The organism is Halalkalibacter okhensis (genome assembly GCF_000787375.1).
In the GTDB taxonomy this organism is placed as follows: domain Bacteria; phylum Bacillota; class Bacilli; order Bacillales; family Bacillaceae_D; genus Halalkalibacter; species Halalkalibacter okhensis.
On the sequence record NZ_JRJU01000022.1, the window covers coordinates 34,277 to 50,647 of the forward strand.

General features: G+C 37.6%; 14 protein-coding genes and 1 pseudogene. 1 reads left to right on the plus strand and 14 read right to left on the minus strand.

The genetic code is table 11. The features are described from left to right. Positions 1-26 precede the first annotated feature (26 nt). The 5 genes from LQ50_RS15660 to nfsA all read right to left on the minus strand — a co-directional run bounded on the left by LQ50_RS15660 (position 27) and on the right by nfsA (position 4,578). Positions 27-776, minus strand: coding sequence for a glycerophosphodiester phosphodiesterase family protein (locus tag LQ50_RS15660; protein ID WP_152608236.1), 750 nt, complete (start codon positions 774-776; stop codon positions 27-29). A 30-nt stretch (positions 777-806) separates the two neighbouring features. Further along, the gene (locus LQ50_RS15665; RefSeq protein WP_034631095.1) at positions 807-1,412 is read right to left on the minus strand and encodes a fumarylacetoacetate hydrolase family protein; all 606 of its coding nucleotides are present in this window, start codon (positions 1,410-1,412) and stop codon (positions 807-809) included. Positions 1,413-1,571: 159 nt separating this feature from the next. Continuing rightward, complete coding sequence (locus LQ50_RS15670; protein ID WP_034631097.1) at positions 1,572-2,468, minus strand: manganese catalase family protein; 897 nt, start codon at positions 2,466-2,468, stop codon at positions 1,572-1,574. A gap of 74 nt (positions 2,469-2,542) precedes the next feature. Continuing rightward, the gene (locus LQ50_RS15675; protein WP_034631099.1) at positions 2,543-3,730 is read right to left on the minus strand and encodes a pyridoxal phosphate-dependent aminotransferase; all 1,188 of its coding nucleotides are present in this window, start codon (positions 3,728-3,730) and stop codon (positions 2,543-2,545) included. 104 nt (positions 3,731-3,834) lie between these two features. Then, positions 3,835-4,578, minus strand: coding sequence for an oxygen-insensitive NADPH nitroreductase (nfsA, locus tag LQ50_RS15680; RefSeq protein ID WP_034631102.1), 744 nt, complete (start codon positions 4,576-4,578; stop codon positions 3,835-3,837). Between the two features lie 155 nt (positions 4,579-4,733). On the opposite strand from nfsA, the gene LQ50_RS15685 reads away from it, so the two are divergent. Continuing rightward, the gene (locus LQ50_RS15685; protein WP_034631104.1) at positions 4,734-5,915 is read left to right on the plus strand and encodes a DUF418 domain-containing protein; all 1,182 of its coding nucleotides are present in this window, start codon (positions 4,734-4,736) and stop codon (positions 5,913-5,915) included. 12 nt (positions 5,916-5,927) lie between these two features. Here the strand turns inward: LQ50_RS15685 and LQ50_RS25015 are convergent. From LQ50_RS25015 to rocF, 9 genes and pseudogenes are all read right to left on the minus strand, one after another. Continuing rightward, positions 5,928-6,538: pseudogene (locus LQ50_RS25015) on the minus strand (transposase); the annotation flags it as partial. A 688-nt stretch (positions 6,539-7,226) separates the two neighbouring features. Continuing rightward, positions 7,227-8,774 carry a two-component system sensor histidine kinase NtrB gene (locus LQ50_RS15695; protein ID WP_034631106.1) on the minus strand — a complete coding sequence of 516 codons (1,548 nt, stop codon included), beginning with the start codon at positions 8,772-8,774 and terminating at the stop codon, positions 7,227-7,229. Between the two features lie 215 nt (positions 8,775-8,989). Further along, positions 8,990-9,991 (minus strand): siderophore ABC transporter substrate-binding protein, encoded by a 1,002-nt coding sequence (locus LQ50_RS15700; protein ID WP_034631107.1) that lies wholly within the window; start codon positions 9,989-9,991, stop codon positions 8,990-8,992. Positions 9,992-10,237: 246 nt separating this feature from the next. After that, positions 10,238-10,996, minus strand: a complete 759-nt coding sequence (locus LQ50_RS15705) for an iron ABC transporter ATP-binding protein (RefSeq protein ID WP_034631109.1) — start codon at positions 10,994-10,996, stop codon at positions 10,238-10,240. Then, positions 10,990-11,940: an iron chelate uptake ABC transporter family permease subunit gene (locus tag LQ50_RS15710; RefSeq protein ID WP_034631111.1), complete on the minus strand. Its 951-nt coding sequence runs from the start codon at positions 11,938-11,940 to the stop codon at positions 10,990-10,992. The genes LQ50_RS15705 and LQ50_RS15710 overlap by 7 nt, the downstream gene beginning before the upstream one ends. Next, a complete protein-coding gene (locus LQ50_RS15715; protein ID WP_034631113.1) occupies positions 11,930-12,883 on the minus strand; it encodes an ABC transporter permease in 954 nt (317 codons plus the stop codon). The genes LQ50_RS15710 and LQ50_RS15715 overlap by 11 nt, the downstream gene beginning before the upstream one ends. Positions 12,884-13,497: 614 nt before the next feature. Further along, positions 13,498-13,941: a MarR family winged helix-turn-helix transcriptional regulator gene (locus tag LQ50_RS15720; protein ID WP_034631116.1), complete on the minus strand. Its 444-nt coding sequence runs from the start codon at positions 13,939-13,941 to the stop codon at positions 13,498-13,500. Between the two features lie 137 nt (positions 13,942-14,078). Then, complete coding sequence (locus LQ50_RS15725) at positions 14,079-15,269, minus strand: ornithine--oxo-acid transaminase (RefSeq protein ID WP_034631118.1); 1,191 nt, start codon at positions 15,267-15,269, stop codon at positions 14,079-14,081. 41 nt (positions 15,270-15,310) lie between these two features. Next, a complete protein-coding gene (rocF, locus tag LQ50_RS15730; RefSeq protein WP_034631122.1) occupies positions 15,311-16,216 on the minus strand; it encodes an arginase in 906 nt (301 codons plus the stop codon). Positions 16,217-16,371: the final 155 nt, after the last annotated feature.

A 16,371-nucleotide genomic window follows, 5' to 3' on the forward strand; every position in this document is an offset into this window, starting at 1 on the left:
CAGATCTTTTGGGACAGCCTCCTAAACTATTTGATTGACTTATTAAAGGAACAACTTCTGATGTCGACGGCCTTTTTTGGTTGATCTGTAATAATTGCTTCACACCCCAGCGTAATAAACCGTTTGATTTGATCGACATCATTCACTGTATATGGTCTTAGACGAATCCCACTTTTTATAAGTGCTGCAATTTCTTCATCTAACAAACTTTTATAATAAAAGTGATAACCTAACGTTTGCACATTCCTTAAATACGTTACAGGTTCATGCAGTACGGCAAAAGCTATAATGGCCGTTTCGAGCATAGGCGCTTGCTCTTTACATAATGCAATCACTTTATGATCAAAAGACGAGATAATCACTTGATCTTCTAGACGATGTTTTTCAATTAACGGAAAAATAATCGACGAAACCTTTTGTCTATCGCACGTCCGCCCTTTTAGTTCAATATTTAAAACGATCTGTTGATTCTTTGACCAAACGAAGACTTCTTCAAGTGTGGGAACTTGTTCGTCTTGAAATCTTTCACTAAACCATGCACCTGAGCTTAATGTTTTAATTTCTTTTAATGTATGGCTTTGTACGAGCCCAGTACCTGAAGTGGTCCGATCTAATGTTTCATCATGAATGACAATGGGGACTTCATCTTTTGTTAACTGAACATCAAGCTCAATTCCATCAGCATTTGCTGCTACAGCAGCCTTAAAGGCTGCCATTGTGTTTTCAGGGTATTGACTCGAGAACCCACGATGTGCGAAAATCTTAGTTTGATTCACGATTTCCACTCCCCTTTCCATTAAAGAATACTAATCTACTAGAAAATGACCTTTTTCTTCTTTTCCCCAAAACATTTTCCCGACATCCTTCGAGTTAATCGGACCAACTCCCTCAGGTGTTCCAGTAAAAATAAGATCCCCTTCATCCAGTCCAAACCATTCTGCACATTCATCTATGATGTCTTGAAATGGAAAGATCATATCACGGCTATTGCCAATTTGAACACGTTCCCCATTTAACTCAAAAGCAAAGCTTGTCGTTGCACACTCCTCTTGATCAAACGTCCAAAAGTTCGTAATGATCGCTGAATGTTTAAATCCTTTTGCTCGAAGCCAAGGCTGTCCCTTTTTCTTCAATTCAGACTGAACATCTCTTAAGGTTAGATCAAGGCCAAGTGCCATCTCGCTAACCACATCCGTGACCTTGTCTCCCTTTTGAACAGGCTTATTGATTTTTAATACGATTTCTAATTCATAGTGGATCTCCCCTAGCCCTTTTGGCAAGACAATAGACTGACCATTTGCTCGTGTTAACGAATGACTAGGTTTTGAAAAGAGCAAAGGCTGTTCTGGAATGGCATTTCCTAATTCTTCAGCATGTTTTGCGTAGTTACGACCTATACAATAAATATTCAAACGATATCACCCTTTCGTTAATCATTGCATTCATACATTACTAATTGTACTGAAACACTAGAAAGAATGATAGCGTTTAACAAACGTTTCGTACCAATTTGTACCAACAAAAAAGTGTTCCAACAGGCTCTCCCTATTGGAACACTTCGATTCATTAAATTAAATTCCAGCAGACCGTTGAAGGCGTTTAGCAATTTCCAAGAAATCTTCATGAGAAATACCTGGAGCAAATTCTTCAGGTATTTCAGGATAATCTGGAATCGGCGCGCCCTGTGGAGCGCCTCGAATCACTTCCACTGGCTTTCCATCCTCTGGATGAGTCCCTTTCCAAATCTTATCAATATCTTGGTAGTCTGTATCGCTAAACGTATACAGCTTGCGATGAATTCCTTGGTCTTCATATTTTCTAGCATAGTCAAAAGCTTTGTTCGATAAATTCGGGATCGGGACCATTTTTGTCATATCCACACCTGTTGCAATTTCAAGTGCTTTTGCATAAGCAACAACATGGACGCCACCACGAACAAGGAGATAACCAATCATTTCACGAGCGACTGGGTTTTCTGTCATTTCATATACTCGCATCTTATGTGTTCTTGCCCCGCACTCCAAAAAGAAGTTATGCAATAAATCTAAAATCAGATTGCCACTGTTAAAGACATACTCTCCTTTCCAGGGAGCCCCCATAGAATCCATGGGACGAGACGTTTGAGCCGTGTCAATAAAGTGATACGTATTACGCTTATCTTTTGCATTTTGCATTGGTTGCATATCAGGATCTGCCGTAAAGGTGGTGCCTTCAATCATGTTATTAATCGTGTTCGCGACGAGTTCAACATGACCAAATTCCTCAGCCGTAATACTTGCGACTAAATCATAAAATGGTTTAAGTTTCTTCTTACTCCGAAAATTAAAGGATTGATACATATAATTATTTAACGTCGACATTTCTCCAAATTTCCCACCGAGCAATTCTTGTACGGCTGCAGCAGCATTAGCATCCGGATGCTCCGGCTTTGGTAGATCAATTAACAATTTGTCTAGACGTTTTATCACAAGCCGTCCCTCCATTTGAACAAATTAACATTCACTATGTTCATATGAAAGAAAACGGATGTCCTATGCCCTATTTATTTCACTAATTGCGAAAACAACTGAAGCTTGCCGATTCTCTCCATCGCTTCTTGAAGTACCTCTTCATCACTTAACAACCCAATTCGAACATATCCCTCTCCATGCTTCCCAAAACCAACACCCGGTGCAACAACGACTCTAGCTTTTTCTAAAACGACCTCAGCAAAACTCTCAGATGTATATCCTTTCGGAACAGGAAACCAAGCAAAAAAGGAACCTTTAGGTGCTTGTACATTCCATCCAATTTTATGAGCGGCGTCAACCAGTGCCTTTCTACGACTTTCGTACATCTTAACTAATTGTGTAACACTTGATTGATCGGACTTCAAAGCAAATGCAGCCGCTTCTTGTATCCCTCCAAATATGCTGCAATAGTAATGGTCTTGTATAAGTTCTATTGCTTTAATGATGCTTCGATTCCCGACAACAAAGCCGACACGCCAACCAGCCATATTATATGTTTTAGATAAGGTTAGCATTTCTACCCCGACATTTTTTGCCCCAGGTAGTTGGAGGAAACTGATTGGCTTCTTACCATCAAAGCCAATAGCCCCATAGGCAAAATCATGTACAATACATATATCATGCTTATCGCCTAAGCTAATCGCCTCTTCAAATAATGTAGGGGTAGCAACTGCCCCTGTTGGGTTATTTGGATAATTTAAAAACATAAGCTTGGCATTATGTAATGTGTTATCATTCAATTCAGAAAAGTCAGGATGAAAATCATTCTCTTGTTTTAAAGGCATTTCATGCATGTTAGCTCCTGCTAGGGCAATTCCAGACCAGTAATCGGGGTATCCCGGGTCAGGGACTAAAACAGTGTCTCCAGCATTAAGTAAGCACTGACTGATCTCTACTAAACCTGTTTTCGCACCAGCAAGTACCGCAACTTCCGTTTTAGGATCAATCTCCACGTTATATTCCCTTTTGTAATAGTCTGCAACAGCCTCTTTTAAATAAGGGTATCCAGCAAATGGAGGATACTTGTGATTAACGGGGTTATCTGCTGCTTTTTTTAATTGTTCAACAATGGGCTGTGGTGTTGGTTGATCTGGATTCCCCTGTCCTAAATTAATGACATCATCATGTTGTTCTTTCACTTTCATTACCTTATTGACAAGCTTTGCAAAAAACTGTTCAGGCAATCGTTGCAACGCTTCTGATTGTGGGAATTCTTTCAATATTTTCACACCTCTCTAAATTCAAGAAGAGTCCTAACTTTACAAAGATGACTCTATCATTAAGATCGTTCATTATCTTTCCCAATAATTATCGAGCATGTCGGTTATCCTTTAGTAAACCCTTGCTTCGTTAAAAATTCACCAACTTGTGGCCGCTTTGGAGTAGAGAAAAACGTGGCCATTTGTTTGGACCATGTGTCTAAACGTTTCCCATTGGTTCGTTCATAATAATACTTCTTCATAACATCGTCATACTCATTGATCTGTTCAACTAAATCTTCCTTGTTATACTCCTCAGCGAAAACGACGGCTTGTTGGGGCAAACGTGGCTTCTGCTCAGGATTCTGATCTGGGTAGCCAACACAAAGACCCATGACAGGAAACGTATGCGATGGTAAGTTGAGCAATTGTGCAACTGCCTCCTGATCATTTCTGATCCCACCAATCATGACACCGCCAAGTTCAAATGATCTTGCTGCTAAGAGCATGTTTTGAGCAACTAAAGCGGCATCCACAGCTCCAACAAGTACTTGTTCCTGTTCTCCTGCTTCAAAGGCTTGCTGATGAATTTCACTTGCCTGTTTTAATCGATAGAAGTCCGCACAGATCACAAAAAACACAGGACACGTTTCAACATAAGCTTGGTTTCCACATAGCGTCGCTAGTTTTCTTTTCTTTTTTTCATCTTGAACAACGATGATGCTATATGCTTGAACATGATGAGAAGTTGGAGCCCAACGTCCTGACTCAATGATTTGTTCAATTTGTTCTTTGGATAATTGATCGTCAGTGAATTGACGAATGGAACGATGGCTTTGAATTAATGAAACAACAGAATTGCTTTGCAATGTGATTCACTCCTTTATTTAGATTCTATTATTATTTTATATCAATGTGATGCGTTCTTAAAAGAAATCTTACTTAAAGATCATACATTCGTCTTGTTCTTTTGACCAATGTTAATTTACAATTAAAGGAAAACAACTAATGAAAGGAGCTATTCATGAATAGTCATTCCCGTCCTTTACAAGAAGGTGAGCGGATTGTCACGTTAGATATGATGAGAGGCCTGGCCCTCTTAGGTATTCTAATTGCCAACAGCCTACACTTTCAATATGGCCTATTCGTCTCTGATATACATCAACTATATCCCCTTGGAATCGTTGACCACATAGCAGAAGGATTTATTCTTGTTTTTGCACAAGCTAGCTTTTATACCCTTTTCTCGTTTTTATTTGGTTATGGGATGGCCTTTTTAAAAGAACGGCTTGAGCAGAGAGATTTACGATTTGGAGTGGTCTATTTTAGGCGTACGTTCATTTTACTCATTGTCGGTTTTATACATGGGGTATTCATTTGGGATGGAGATATCCTCTTTGTATATGCTCTTACTGCATTTATCTTATTTTTCTTTTTAAAACTAAAAGAAAGAGGTCTATTAATTTGGTCTTTCTTGCTATTGTTTCTTATGGCCTTATCCATTGCTAGCCCTGAAGATGATTCATTTAGTTTAGATGATCAACTCCTACAATATTCAATAGAAGAAAAGGAAGTATTGATGTCAGGTAGCTACTCAGAAGTCGTCCATTTCCGCTTCACTAGTGATCCACTAGGGCTAGGCTGGGCCGGAGATATGATTATCAATGCAACAGCGATGGTGAGTGTATTAGGAATGTTTTTACTAGGAGCTTTTGTCGCTAGAAAGAAATGGCTGTTAGATGTTGCTTCCAACCGCCCTCTTTTCAAACGCGTCTGGTGGATAACATTGCTTATTGGGTTTCCATGTAAAATAGCTTATTTATTCATTGATAACTATGCCTATGAAATGCTGCATACGACCGTTGGAGGGCCTCTTGTTGCGATGTTTTATGCTTCAAGCATTGCACTGCTTGCTACAAATGAACGTGGCCGAAAACTTCTCGAGCCTTTATCGAATGTAGGAAGATTATCATTAACGAACTATTTATTACAATCCATTATTTTTACTACATTATTTTACGGTTATGGACTTGGTTTATATTCTAGTATCGGTACCTTTATGGGATTGTTGCTTGTCTTTTTATTCTTCACATTGCAACTCTTAGCTAGTAAATGGTGGCTGAACCGTTTTTATATCGGTCCATTTGAATGGTTCTGGAGATGGGGAACCTACCTTTCTATTCCAAAAATCAGACGTGACAAGTAATAAAGAAGTCACTTAGAAGGCCTTTGACCTTTTAAGTGACTTCTTTTGTTTTGGGTGTTTTCGCATACTTGTTTCATTTAAAAGATTTATTATTCTCTTGAGATTTACCGCAAATATCGTGGTAGCTACTTGAATTTGCATACCAAACAGACCCGAGGATGATGCAATTTTTAACCCGTGTCGATGTTTTAACTCGCTATTTTTTGCTTCTATTTTATAACGTGACTTCTCCATTTCTTTAAACTCTTCTGTTTGTTGAAAGGCTTCTTGATCAGAATGTTCCTCTGATTTAATGGTCACATAAAACGACTTAGGTTTTGCTCCTTTTTATAACACCCTTCTTGAAATGGACAGATTTTGCATTTTTTAACATCAAATAGGTATCGGATTCGAGGATTGGTATCTTTCCCTTTTCGTTCATCATATTTTTTGTGAGTAGCCATATGTCCAGCTTTACAAACATACATCCTGGCATCTTTATTGAATTCGAATTCATCATTTTTTCGTGTACCGTGTGTAACGATAGGATGTAGTTTGGACACAAGATTCATGTTATTTGTTTTCGCAAATTGAATGTTATCTTTTTCAGAATAGGCTGTATCTCCAATGAGTGTTATTGTTTCTTCAGTTGATATCCTTAGATTCATCTACATCTGTGTAATACCTAAATTATAAAATAAAATGACCGTTAAATGTTTGATGAAAATTAAACTTCAGACTGTAGACAAAAAGCCTTGGAGTTTAATTTTTCAAAAGCCTTTTTAAGCTATTTCTCCTATTTCCTCTCAACAAAGCGGACGGGATGGGAGGGCCGACTCCTGCAGGAGGGAAGGGCAGGTTGAAATCCACCGGCGCAGCCGGTTTAGTTCAACGCCCGCCTGCAGGTGCGTGTCCCCCCATCCCGGGAGCGGATTCGAAGCGACTTTTCAAGGCCCCTCTCTTTAAATGGCAATAGCCTGTCGACCGTTTCGCTTTGCGAGATTTGGTCGACAGGTTGAAGGTTTGATGATATCAAACATTCCATTTATTGCCCGAAAAAAATGAGCACTGTTTCAGTGGCCTCCCTCTGCATCCCGCAGGAGTCGAGTGACTTCCACTCCATTTCACTACGAGAAAAACCGTTTCTTCACAGCAACAATCTTTACGAATAACTCCCATGGCGGCGCTTCACGCCACCACCGTCTATCAAGAAAAAGTAAAGTTAATCGCTAGTAATAAATAGCTTCAACTCATTTTGTTCATACTTGTAAGTTTTGCAATACTTAAATTTTGCTTTTTTCATACAAATAGCCTTTGTTTTACAGCTGTTTTTCAATGATTTAAAAGCTTTACAGGTGTTCCTGGAAACGTTAAGGTAACTCTTGCTCCTTTTTCGGGAAGGTTCTGATAGTTCACGCTACCGCCATGATCGTTCATTATTTTTTTTACGATCATCGTCCCTAAACCTGTTCCATCTTTTTTCGTTGTAAAAAAAGGCTCACCTAACTTAGATAATGCGACTAGGTCAAGTCCCGTACCATTATCATCAATCATAATGGTGACTTCTTCATTTTGTTCTTGCTCCAACACAACTTGAATTTTTCCATTATATCCAATCGCTTCTACTGCATTTTTTAATACATTCACAAAGACCTGTTTCACTTGATTCGGCTCAGCATAAATAGAAGGAACCTTTCCTTTTCTAACTTTAGATACGACTATTTCATGCTGACTAAAAAAGCCTTGATACAAAAATAAAACATCATCTAGCACCTGTTCGATATCGATGACCGCTTTCTCCACTGCTTGAGGCTTTGCTAGCATGAGCAATTCGTCAATAATCAAATTCATTCGCTGTAATTCAGTAATCATCAATATTTTCTTCCGCTCAGATCGTTCATCAAGTAGTTCAACAAATCCAATTAAAACAGTTAAAGGGTTTCGCAATTCATGAGCTACTCCCGCTGCTAAACGACCGACCGAAGATAATTTCTCAGCTTGAATCACTTGTTCCTCTGTTTTTCTCATCTCTGTTACATCTTGAACAAAGGCTGAATACACTTTTGAATTGGAAGTTGTAGCAATTTCTGACACAGATACATTCACAAAAATTACGCGGTTATCTTTTGTATTATGTTTCTGCTCTAAAAAAGGGTGACAGTCTTGCAGAATCGTTCTCCATTCTTCACCAAAAATTCTAGTAATACTTGCCTGGGCAAGATCTTGTTTCGAATAGCCATATAACTGTTCGAAAGCTTCATTAAAGGAAAGAATTTCCCCACCTTCATTAAACATAATAATGCCTTCTTTTACATTTGAGAATAATGATTCCAAATGAGCTTGCGTCGTTTGTAGCTCTTGTTTGGCAATCTGTTCATTCTCTTGAGCTCTCATCCACAACTCCCTCGTAAATCGAATATGAAAGACAAAGTAAATAATAGTTAAAAAAGAAAACACGACAAACGTTAATACCTCGTCTTGCTCAACATGGACGAAAATGTCTTCAAAAGAATAATGAAAGAAAAAAACAATCATAGAAGTAGCTAATATCCCAGCATAAATTAAGGCATCCAGACGTTGATAAACCGAAGCTAGCATGACACCAAAAAAGATAAACATAAAATATCCGACTTCTGGATAAATCCAATTTACAACAAACGTATATACATAAATCCCTGAAATCATGACATACATCATCACAACCGGATTTTTAATAAACAAATAGAAGAGATGCAAACTTAGGCAAGTAATGATTCCTACTGGCGGCCAAACATAATCAGGGAAGAACACTCCGTCTAAAAGAAGAAAGAAAAAACAACATACCCAAATGATAATGAGTAAAAGCTGATTGCGTTTATGTAAAAAATCTAAAAAAGTCACTGTCAACCATCCTTACAAACGGGTTATCTTCTCCTTACTAGAAGATAACTCATCTTCAAACTTACTTGATACCTCGAAAAAGGAATCCTTTATCCATATTACACTAAATTTTGCTCATGAATCATAGTTTACGTAGTTTTTCTCAATCAATATTTCGCTAAACAAAGAAAAGAATGGCAACCATATCTTCATCGTTGCCATTCTTTCTCATCTAATTATTCATTAATTGCGGCACTCACTTCATCAATCATTCCTGATGTTGCTGTAATACCACCACCAGTGATATACCAGTACACAGGATCCAAATAAACAATGTTGCCATTTTGGTATGCTTGTGTCCCCTTAACTAAATCATTTTCAACTGTTTGTTGTCCAGAAGATTCTCCACCAACAATTGCACCACGGTCAACAACAAATAAGAATTCTGGATCTTTTTCAGCAATGTACTCAAAAGAGATGTTTTGTCCATGATTTGAAACTTCAATGGTTTCATCAACAGGAGTAATTCCAAATTCATTATGAAGGATTCCAAAACGAGATCCCGGACCATAAGCACTAATCGCTCCATCATTTGCCATAATCAATAAACCAGCAGATTCATTAGCTGATGATGTTTCTTGTAGTGAAACTAGTGATTCTTCTATCGCAGCAAGCTCTTGTTCAGCTACATCTTCTTTTCCAAAGATTTCAGCATAAAGATGAATGTTATTTTCAAATGACTCCATATAATTAGCTGCATCAATTTGTACAAACAAAGTAGGGGCTATCTCACTTAGCTCGTCATATGCCTCTTGCGCTCTTCCAGAAATAATAATTAAATCTGGTTGAAGATCATAGATCTTTTCGAAATCTGGCTCAAATAATGTACCTGCATTCTCATACTCTGAACCTTGGTATTTCGATAAATATTCTGGAACACTATCCGTAGGAACGGCTGTAATCGCATCCACCCCTAATGTATCTAAAGCATCCAGCACACCTAAGTCAAAAACAACAACACTTTCAGGATTTTTAGGTACAACCGTTTCACCTAATTGGTGCGTAACTGTAATTTCTGCTTCATCAGCAGCTTCTTCGCTTTCTTCAGCCTCTTCTTCTTCTACTTCCTCTTCAGCTGGTTCTACTGTTTCACCTTCTGTTTCAGTACTTGACCCGCAAGCTGCAACAAATAATGTTAATAATAATGTCACAAGGAACAACATTAATGACTTTCTCATCCTACTCACTCCTAGTTTCTATATAATATCTATAATTAAAGAGATTGGTAGTCATTAGTGCAAGAGCAATTGCTTACCTTGGCCGAGGACTTGCGACAACCACCAATATCATTAATTAACAATGATTTCATCACAGATAATAATAATCATTATCATCCGTGTTTTAATTAGTACCTCAAGGAAATATCTCCTTGAGGTTCATTCGATTACGTAGCAAAAGGGAAGTTCGCCCTTTTGCTACGTAATCTATCTAAAATAAACACAAATCTTTTTATCTCCTACGCAGTTAATCGGGATGTCCATGTCGTATATTTCTTTTAGGACTGCATTATTAATGATTTCTTGTGCAGGGCCTTCTCTGACAATTTTTCCATCTTTTAATGCGACGATGAAATCCGAATAACAGGATGCGAAGTTAATGTCATGTAAAACGATAACAATGGTTTTTCCTAATTCATCAACCATTCTTCTTAACACTTTCATAATTTGAACAGAATGTTTCATGTCTAAATTGTTCAGTGGTTCATCGAGTAAAATATATTCTGTATCTTGGGCAATAACCATTGCAATATGTGCACGTTGTCTCTGCCCTCCACTTAACTGATCTAAGTACTTATCTTCAATATCCTCTAATTCCATGTAGCGAATCGCTTCATCTACATGTCTTTTGTCTTCTTTTGTTAATCTTCCTTGAGAATATGGAAACCTTCCAAAAGAGACTAAATCACGAATCGTTAATCGTATAGAAATATTATTTGATTGCTTTAAGATAGAGACTTTTTTCGCTAATTCATTGCTCTTTGTTTGGCTAATATCAACATCATCAATCTTTACTTCCCCTTCATCTTTTGCGATTAAACGGCTCACAATGGAAAGCAATGTACTTTTTCCCGCACCGTTAGGGCCGATAAATGAAGTAATTGTCCCTTTTCTTATCTTAACTGAGACACTATCTACCACTTTTTTAGATTGATACTGTTTTGAAACATTCATCACTTCTACCATTTTTTTGTCTCCTTTAATAAAAGATATAGGAAATACACTCCACCAACAAAGTTAATAATGACACTTAGTGGCGTTGAAAAAGTAAAAATCCTTTCAACAATTAATTGACCACCAACTAAAGCAACTACACTAATCAGTACGGCTCCAGCAATTAAATGCTTATGTTGATATGTTTTCATAAACTCATGAGCAACATTTGCTACTAATAATCCTAAAAACGTAATAGGTCCGACTAAAGCCGTAGCAATTGCCACTAGGACAGCTACAATAATAAGCAATCTTTTTACGACATGATCATAATCGACGCCCAAATTCACAGCATGCTCTTTCCCTAAAGACAAAATATCCAAGTATTTGATATAACGGTACGAGTATAAAAAGATGATTACGATCAGAACAATAGATATCCATAAAATATCTGTGTTTACATTATTAAAGCTAGCAAACATCCGATTTTGTACCATCAGAAATTCATTTGGGTCAATTAGTACTTGCATAAACGTCGTTAAACTACCAAATAACGTACCAAACACAAGTCCAACTAATAAAAGAAAGTAAATATTTTGTCCTTCTCTTTTAAACAACAATTTAAAGAGAAGACTAGCAAATACAACCATAAGACCAATCGAAACGGCAAAATTTAAATGTTTGTTAATCATAACCACACTTAAAGAACCAAAGGTAAAAATGATAAAGGTTTGAACCAATAAGTAAAGTGAGTCTAATCCAATAATACTCGGAGTCAAAATTCGGTTATTTGTAATTGTCTGAAACACCATTGTTGAAAATGCGATTGTGGCACCCGTTAAGATAATAGCAGCTATTTTGTAGCCTCTTCTTGGCAGGACATATTCCCAGTTGCCATTAGCTCCAATTGTTAAGTAAAGAATAATAAGACCGACTGCGATGACAAATAATGTTGTTAACTTCCCTTTATAGCCCATATGTCTTTCTCCTTAACAATAAATAAAGAAAAATACCGCTACCAATTACCCCAACAGTAAGACCAATCGCTATCTCATATGGGTAGATTAAAATGCGCCCTAAAATGTCACAGAAAAGTACAAATATAGCTCCAAGTAGTGCCGTATACGGTAAGTTTTCGCGTAGATTATCACCTTTATAAATCGTAACAATATTCGGAATAATAAGGCCTAAAAAAGGAATCATCCCAACGGTTAAGACCACGACCGAAGTGATTAATGCAACAATAATTAAACCAATGTTCATGACATGTTTATAATTCAATCCTAGATTAACGGCGAACTCTTCCCCCATGCCTGCTACCGTAAATTTATTTGCAAAGATATAGGCAAGGATTAGAACTGGAATACTTATGTAAAGAAGTTCGTATTGCCCTTTTATTACGACGGCAAAATTCCCTTGTAGCCAAGCGGACATGTTTTGGATTAGATCGTAACGATAGGCAAAAAAAGTTGTTACAGAGCTAACAATGTTCCCAAACATCAGCCCAACAAGCGGAATAAAAATCGTATCCTTAAACTTGATACGCTCTAATATTTTCATAAAGATGAATGTACCTGCTAACGCAAACGCAAACGCAACAAGCATTTTTTGGATGGGACTAGCAGAAGTAAATAGAATTAAAGATACCAAGATTCCAAGTCTCGCAGAATCCAAAGTCCCTGCCGTAGTAGGAGAAACAAATTTATTTCTTGTTAACTGCTGCATGATCAATCCACAGATACTCATCCCGACACCCGCAATGATAATACTGACTAACCTTGGGAACCTGACAAGCAACATGGTTTGAAGTTGATCTTCTGATAGACGAAACACATCAAGCGGAGAAATGTCTCTAACTCCTATAAACAATGATGCTATCGATAAGATGATTAGGATTAGTACTAAGTAACGTTTATGCATAATGAAGACAGCTCTTTCTATTTAAGAAAATTTGTTCTACTAGTAAAGAAAACCGTACAAGCCCCCTATCGTTCAACAAATGAGAATCATAATCAACTAGAAACAAAAAAAAGAAGTACCTTTTCATTGATAATGATTATCGTTATACCGATTTTAATCCTAATCGATAACGATTGTCAACAGTGTTTTTAACATTACTTGTTTAAACAAGTAATTTTTTTCCTTACAAACGCTACAATATATGTACTCAATATGATTTCATTCACGTTATAAAGAAATTAGGCTTTTTTAGCATATTTTGTTGTTTTTATCGCTTATGTGTCCTTCACCTGTTCGTTTCATTGCGCTCCAGTCACTCGCACCCGCAAGGAGGTGGCGAGCCTCCTCGGCTGCGCCTGTGGGGTCTCGCCCCAACCTCAACACCCGCAGGAGTCGAGTGACTTCCGCTCCATTTCACTGAGAGAAAAACTATTTAATAGCAATAATCTTTTCGAAAACATCCAAAAATTAAACTATGAATTAATTGTCTAAACAACTATATAGAATTCTAAAGGGGATGATTGGAAACTAATAAAAAACACCCCTATTCTCATTTAGAGAATAGGGGTGTACACTTAATCAGTTAAATTCTGATCAATTTTATTTAAAACTTTTAAGAAGACATCCATCTCTTCTTTATCTATACCGTTTGAGATTTGATCCACTGTATTTTGAGCCTGTTCAATCATACTCATTTGCATTTTCTTTCCTGTTGCGGTTAAGAATATTAGGTTCGTCCGTTTATCTACAGGATGTGGGACTCTTGTAACAAGATCTCTTTTTACCATATTGTTAATTAGCCTTGAAATACTTGGTGAATCTTTCTTTGTTAATTCTGCTAAGTTGTTCTGAGTTAATCCATCTTCTTCCCATAGCCTAATCATAATGGCCCATTGTTCATTTGTTACAGGCAAATTATTTTGCTTAAAGTTTTTATTTAAACGATTCGTAATAAGACGTGCCGTGTTCGTAATTTTATACCCGATTGACTCTGCTAAAATATAATTGCTTTTCCCCATACCATTTACCCCTAATATCATGTCATACGAAAATCGTACAGGATTCAGCAGAATTAAGCAAGTCACCCTAGAAAGCGCTTCCTTTTATCATTTTGAGAATCTAATGGGCCAATAGCAAACTAATAACGGCTATTCATTCATTGAAAAACTTTATAAATTTTTGAAATGGCCCACTCTAAATCCTTTTTCTCAATCACTAAAGGAGGAGCAAACCGAATGACATTTTCATGTGTCTCTTTACATAATAACCCTTCCTTTTTCAACCTTTCACAATAGTCTCTAGCAGGAACATGTAGTTCAACTCCAATAAATAACCCCTTCCCTCTTACTTCTTTTATCACAGGGTTTTTAATATTACGTAACTGCTTCAACATATAATTGCCAAGTTCTAATGACCGCTCTACCAATCGCTCTTCTTCTATCACCTCTAAGGCTGCTATCGAGACTGCACATGCAAGCGGATTTCCTCCAAAGGTCGATCCATGGGAACCAGGTTCAAAAACACCAAGAATCTCTTGATTCGCTGCCACAACTGAAATAGGGAATACTCCACCACCTAATGCTTTTCCTAAAATGTACACATCTGGTTGTACCCCTTCCCAATCACAAGCAAATCGCTTTCCTGTTCGGCCTAATCCAGATTGAATTTCGTCTGCTATAAATAGGACGTTGTTCTCTTTGCACATGTCAGATGCTTGCTTTAAATACCCTTTGGGAGGAATGATAATCCCAGCTTCTCCTTGGATTGGTTCAAGCAAAAAGGCGGCAGTATTTGGAGTGATTGCTACTTTCAATGCCTCTATATCCCCATAAGGAATGACCTTAATACCAGAAAGCATTGGCCCAAATCCTCTCTTGTACTCTTCATTTGAAGACAAGGATACAGCCGTCATCGTCCGTCCATGAAAGTTATTTTCACAAACAATAATTTCAGCTTTATTGTCACTTACTTTTTTTACATTATAAGCCCAACGTCTCGCAGCTTTTACTGCTGTTTCCACTGCCTCTGCCCCTGTATTCATCGGTAGCACCATATTTTTTTTAGTTAATTCAGCTATTTTTTCATAAAATGGAGCGAGTTTGTCATGATGAAACGCTCTAGAAGTTAACGTCACTTTATTTGCTTGATCAAGTAATGCAGCTACTATTCTAGGGTGACAGTGCCCCTGATTAACAGCTGAATATGCACTTAACATGTCCAAATACGTGTTTCCTTCAGGGTCCTTTACCCAAACTCCGTTCGCTTCTGAAATAACGACTGGTAACGGGTGATAATTTTTTGCCCCATATTGCTCTGTTTTTTTAATAATATCCTTTGAGTTCTTCACGCTTTCCCCCCTCACATTCTTCTTGTAACACTTCTTTATTTTTAAAGAAGTTGCTTACCTAATAAAGAGGCCACTAACTCAATTGCAACATCTGCCGTTGTATTTTTATCGTCTAAGATCGGATTCACTTCAACAAATTCTGCTGATGTGATCAGCTCTGATTCTGCTAACAATTCCATTGCCAAGTGACTTTCACGATAAGTCACGCCTCCAAATACAGGCGTCCCCACCCCGGGAGCATAGATAGGGTCGATCGCATCTAAATCAAAGCTTAAGTGGACTCCATCTGTACGCTTAGCCAAATAATCAATTGCCTCTTCCATTACCGCCGTCATCCCTCGACGGTCAATTTCATGCATGGTAAAAACAGTGATTCCTTTTTCTTTAATTAATCTACGTTCCCCATCATCAATCGAACGAGCACCAATAATAATAATATTCTCTGGCTTTACTTTAGGTGAATATCCGCCAATATTTGTTAATAATTTGTGACCCAATCCTAGATTAATAGCAAGTGGCATGCCATGAATATTTCCAGATGGAGAGGTTTCAGCCGTGTTTAAATCTGCATGAGCATCGTACCAAATAACGCCTAGGTTTTTGTAATGCTTGGCAATTCCTGCGATTGACCCAATGCTAATGCTATGATCCCCACCTAATACGAGTGGGAATCCGCGTTTTTGTATCGCTTCATCTAACTCACTACACAATTGCTCACTTACTTTAATCACTTCTTGTAAGTTTCTTAATTTTTGTTCTTGATTGGTTCCATTTGTCGACCTATGAATGGTGATATCTCCATAATCAACCACCTGAAAACCTTGATTCTTTAACCCTTCTATTAAACCAGCATATCTCATCGCACTCGGTCCCATATCGACACCACGACGAATCTGCCCTAAGTCCATTGGAACACCAACGATTGATATTTTCTTCTGCTCCCCCATAATGAAACCCCTTTCAAAAGACGTTACATTAATATATACTTCTTCTTTGGTTGCATATTGGTTGTGCTAAAAAAGACTATCTGTAGAACTAAAAAAGTCTTTTTATTAGAATCGAGAACACTGAAAAAGGAAAAAGCGCCCTTTTTCAGTTCCCT

Excerpts from the sequence above, each read along its gene's own strand:
- LQ50_RS15720 (WP_034631116.1), bottom strand. The coding sequence starts at position 13,941 with ATGGGGAAAAGCAATTATATTTTAGCAGAGTCAATCGGGTATAAAATT.
- LQ50_RS15685 (WP_034631104.1), top strand. The coding sequence starts at position 4,734 with ATGAATAGTCATTCCCGTCCTTTACAAGAAGGTGAGCGGATTGTCACG.
- LQ50_RS15715 (WP_034631113.1), bottom strand. The coding sequence starts at position 12,883 with ATGCATAAACGTTACTTAGTACTAATCCTAATCATCTTATCGATAGCA.
- rocF (WP_034631122.1), bottom strand. The coding sequence starts at position 16,216 with ATGGGGGAGCAGAAGAAAATATCAATCGTTGGTGTTCCAATGGACTTA.
- LQ50_RS15705 (WP_034631109.1), bottom strand. The coding sequence starts at position 10,996 with ATGGTAGAAGTGATGAATGTTTCAAAACAGTATCAATCTAAAAAAGTG.
- LQ50_RS15700 (WP_034631107.1), bottom strand. The coding sequence starts at position 9,991 with ATGAGAAAGTCATTAATGTTGTTCCTTGTGACATTATTATTAACATTA.
- LQ50_RS15710 (WP_034631111.1), bottom strand. The coding sequence starts at position 11,940 with ATGGGCTATAAAGGGAAGTTAACAACATTATTTGTCATCGCAGTCGGT.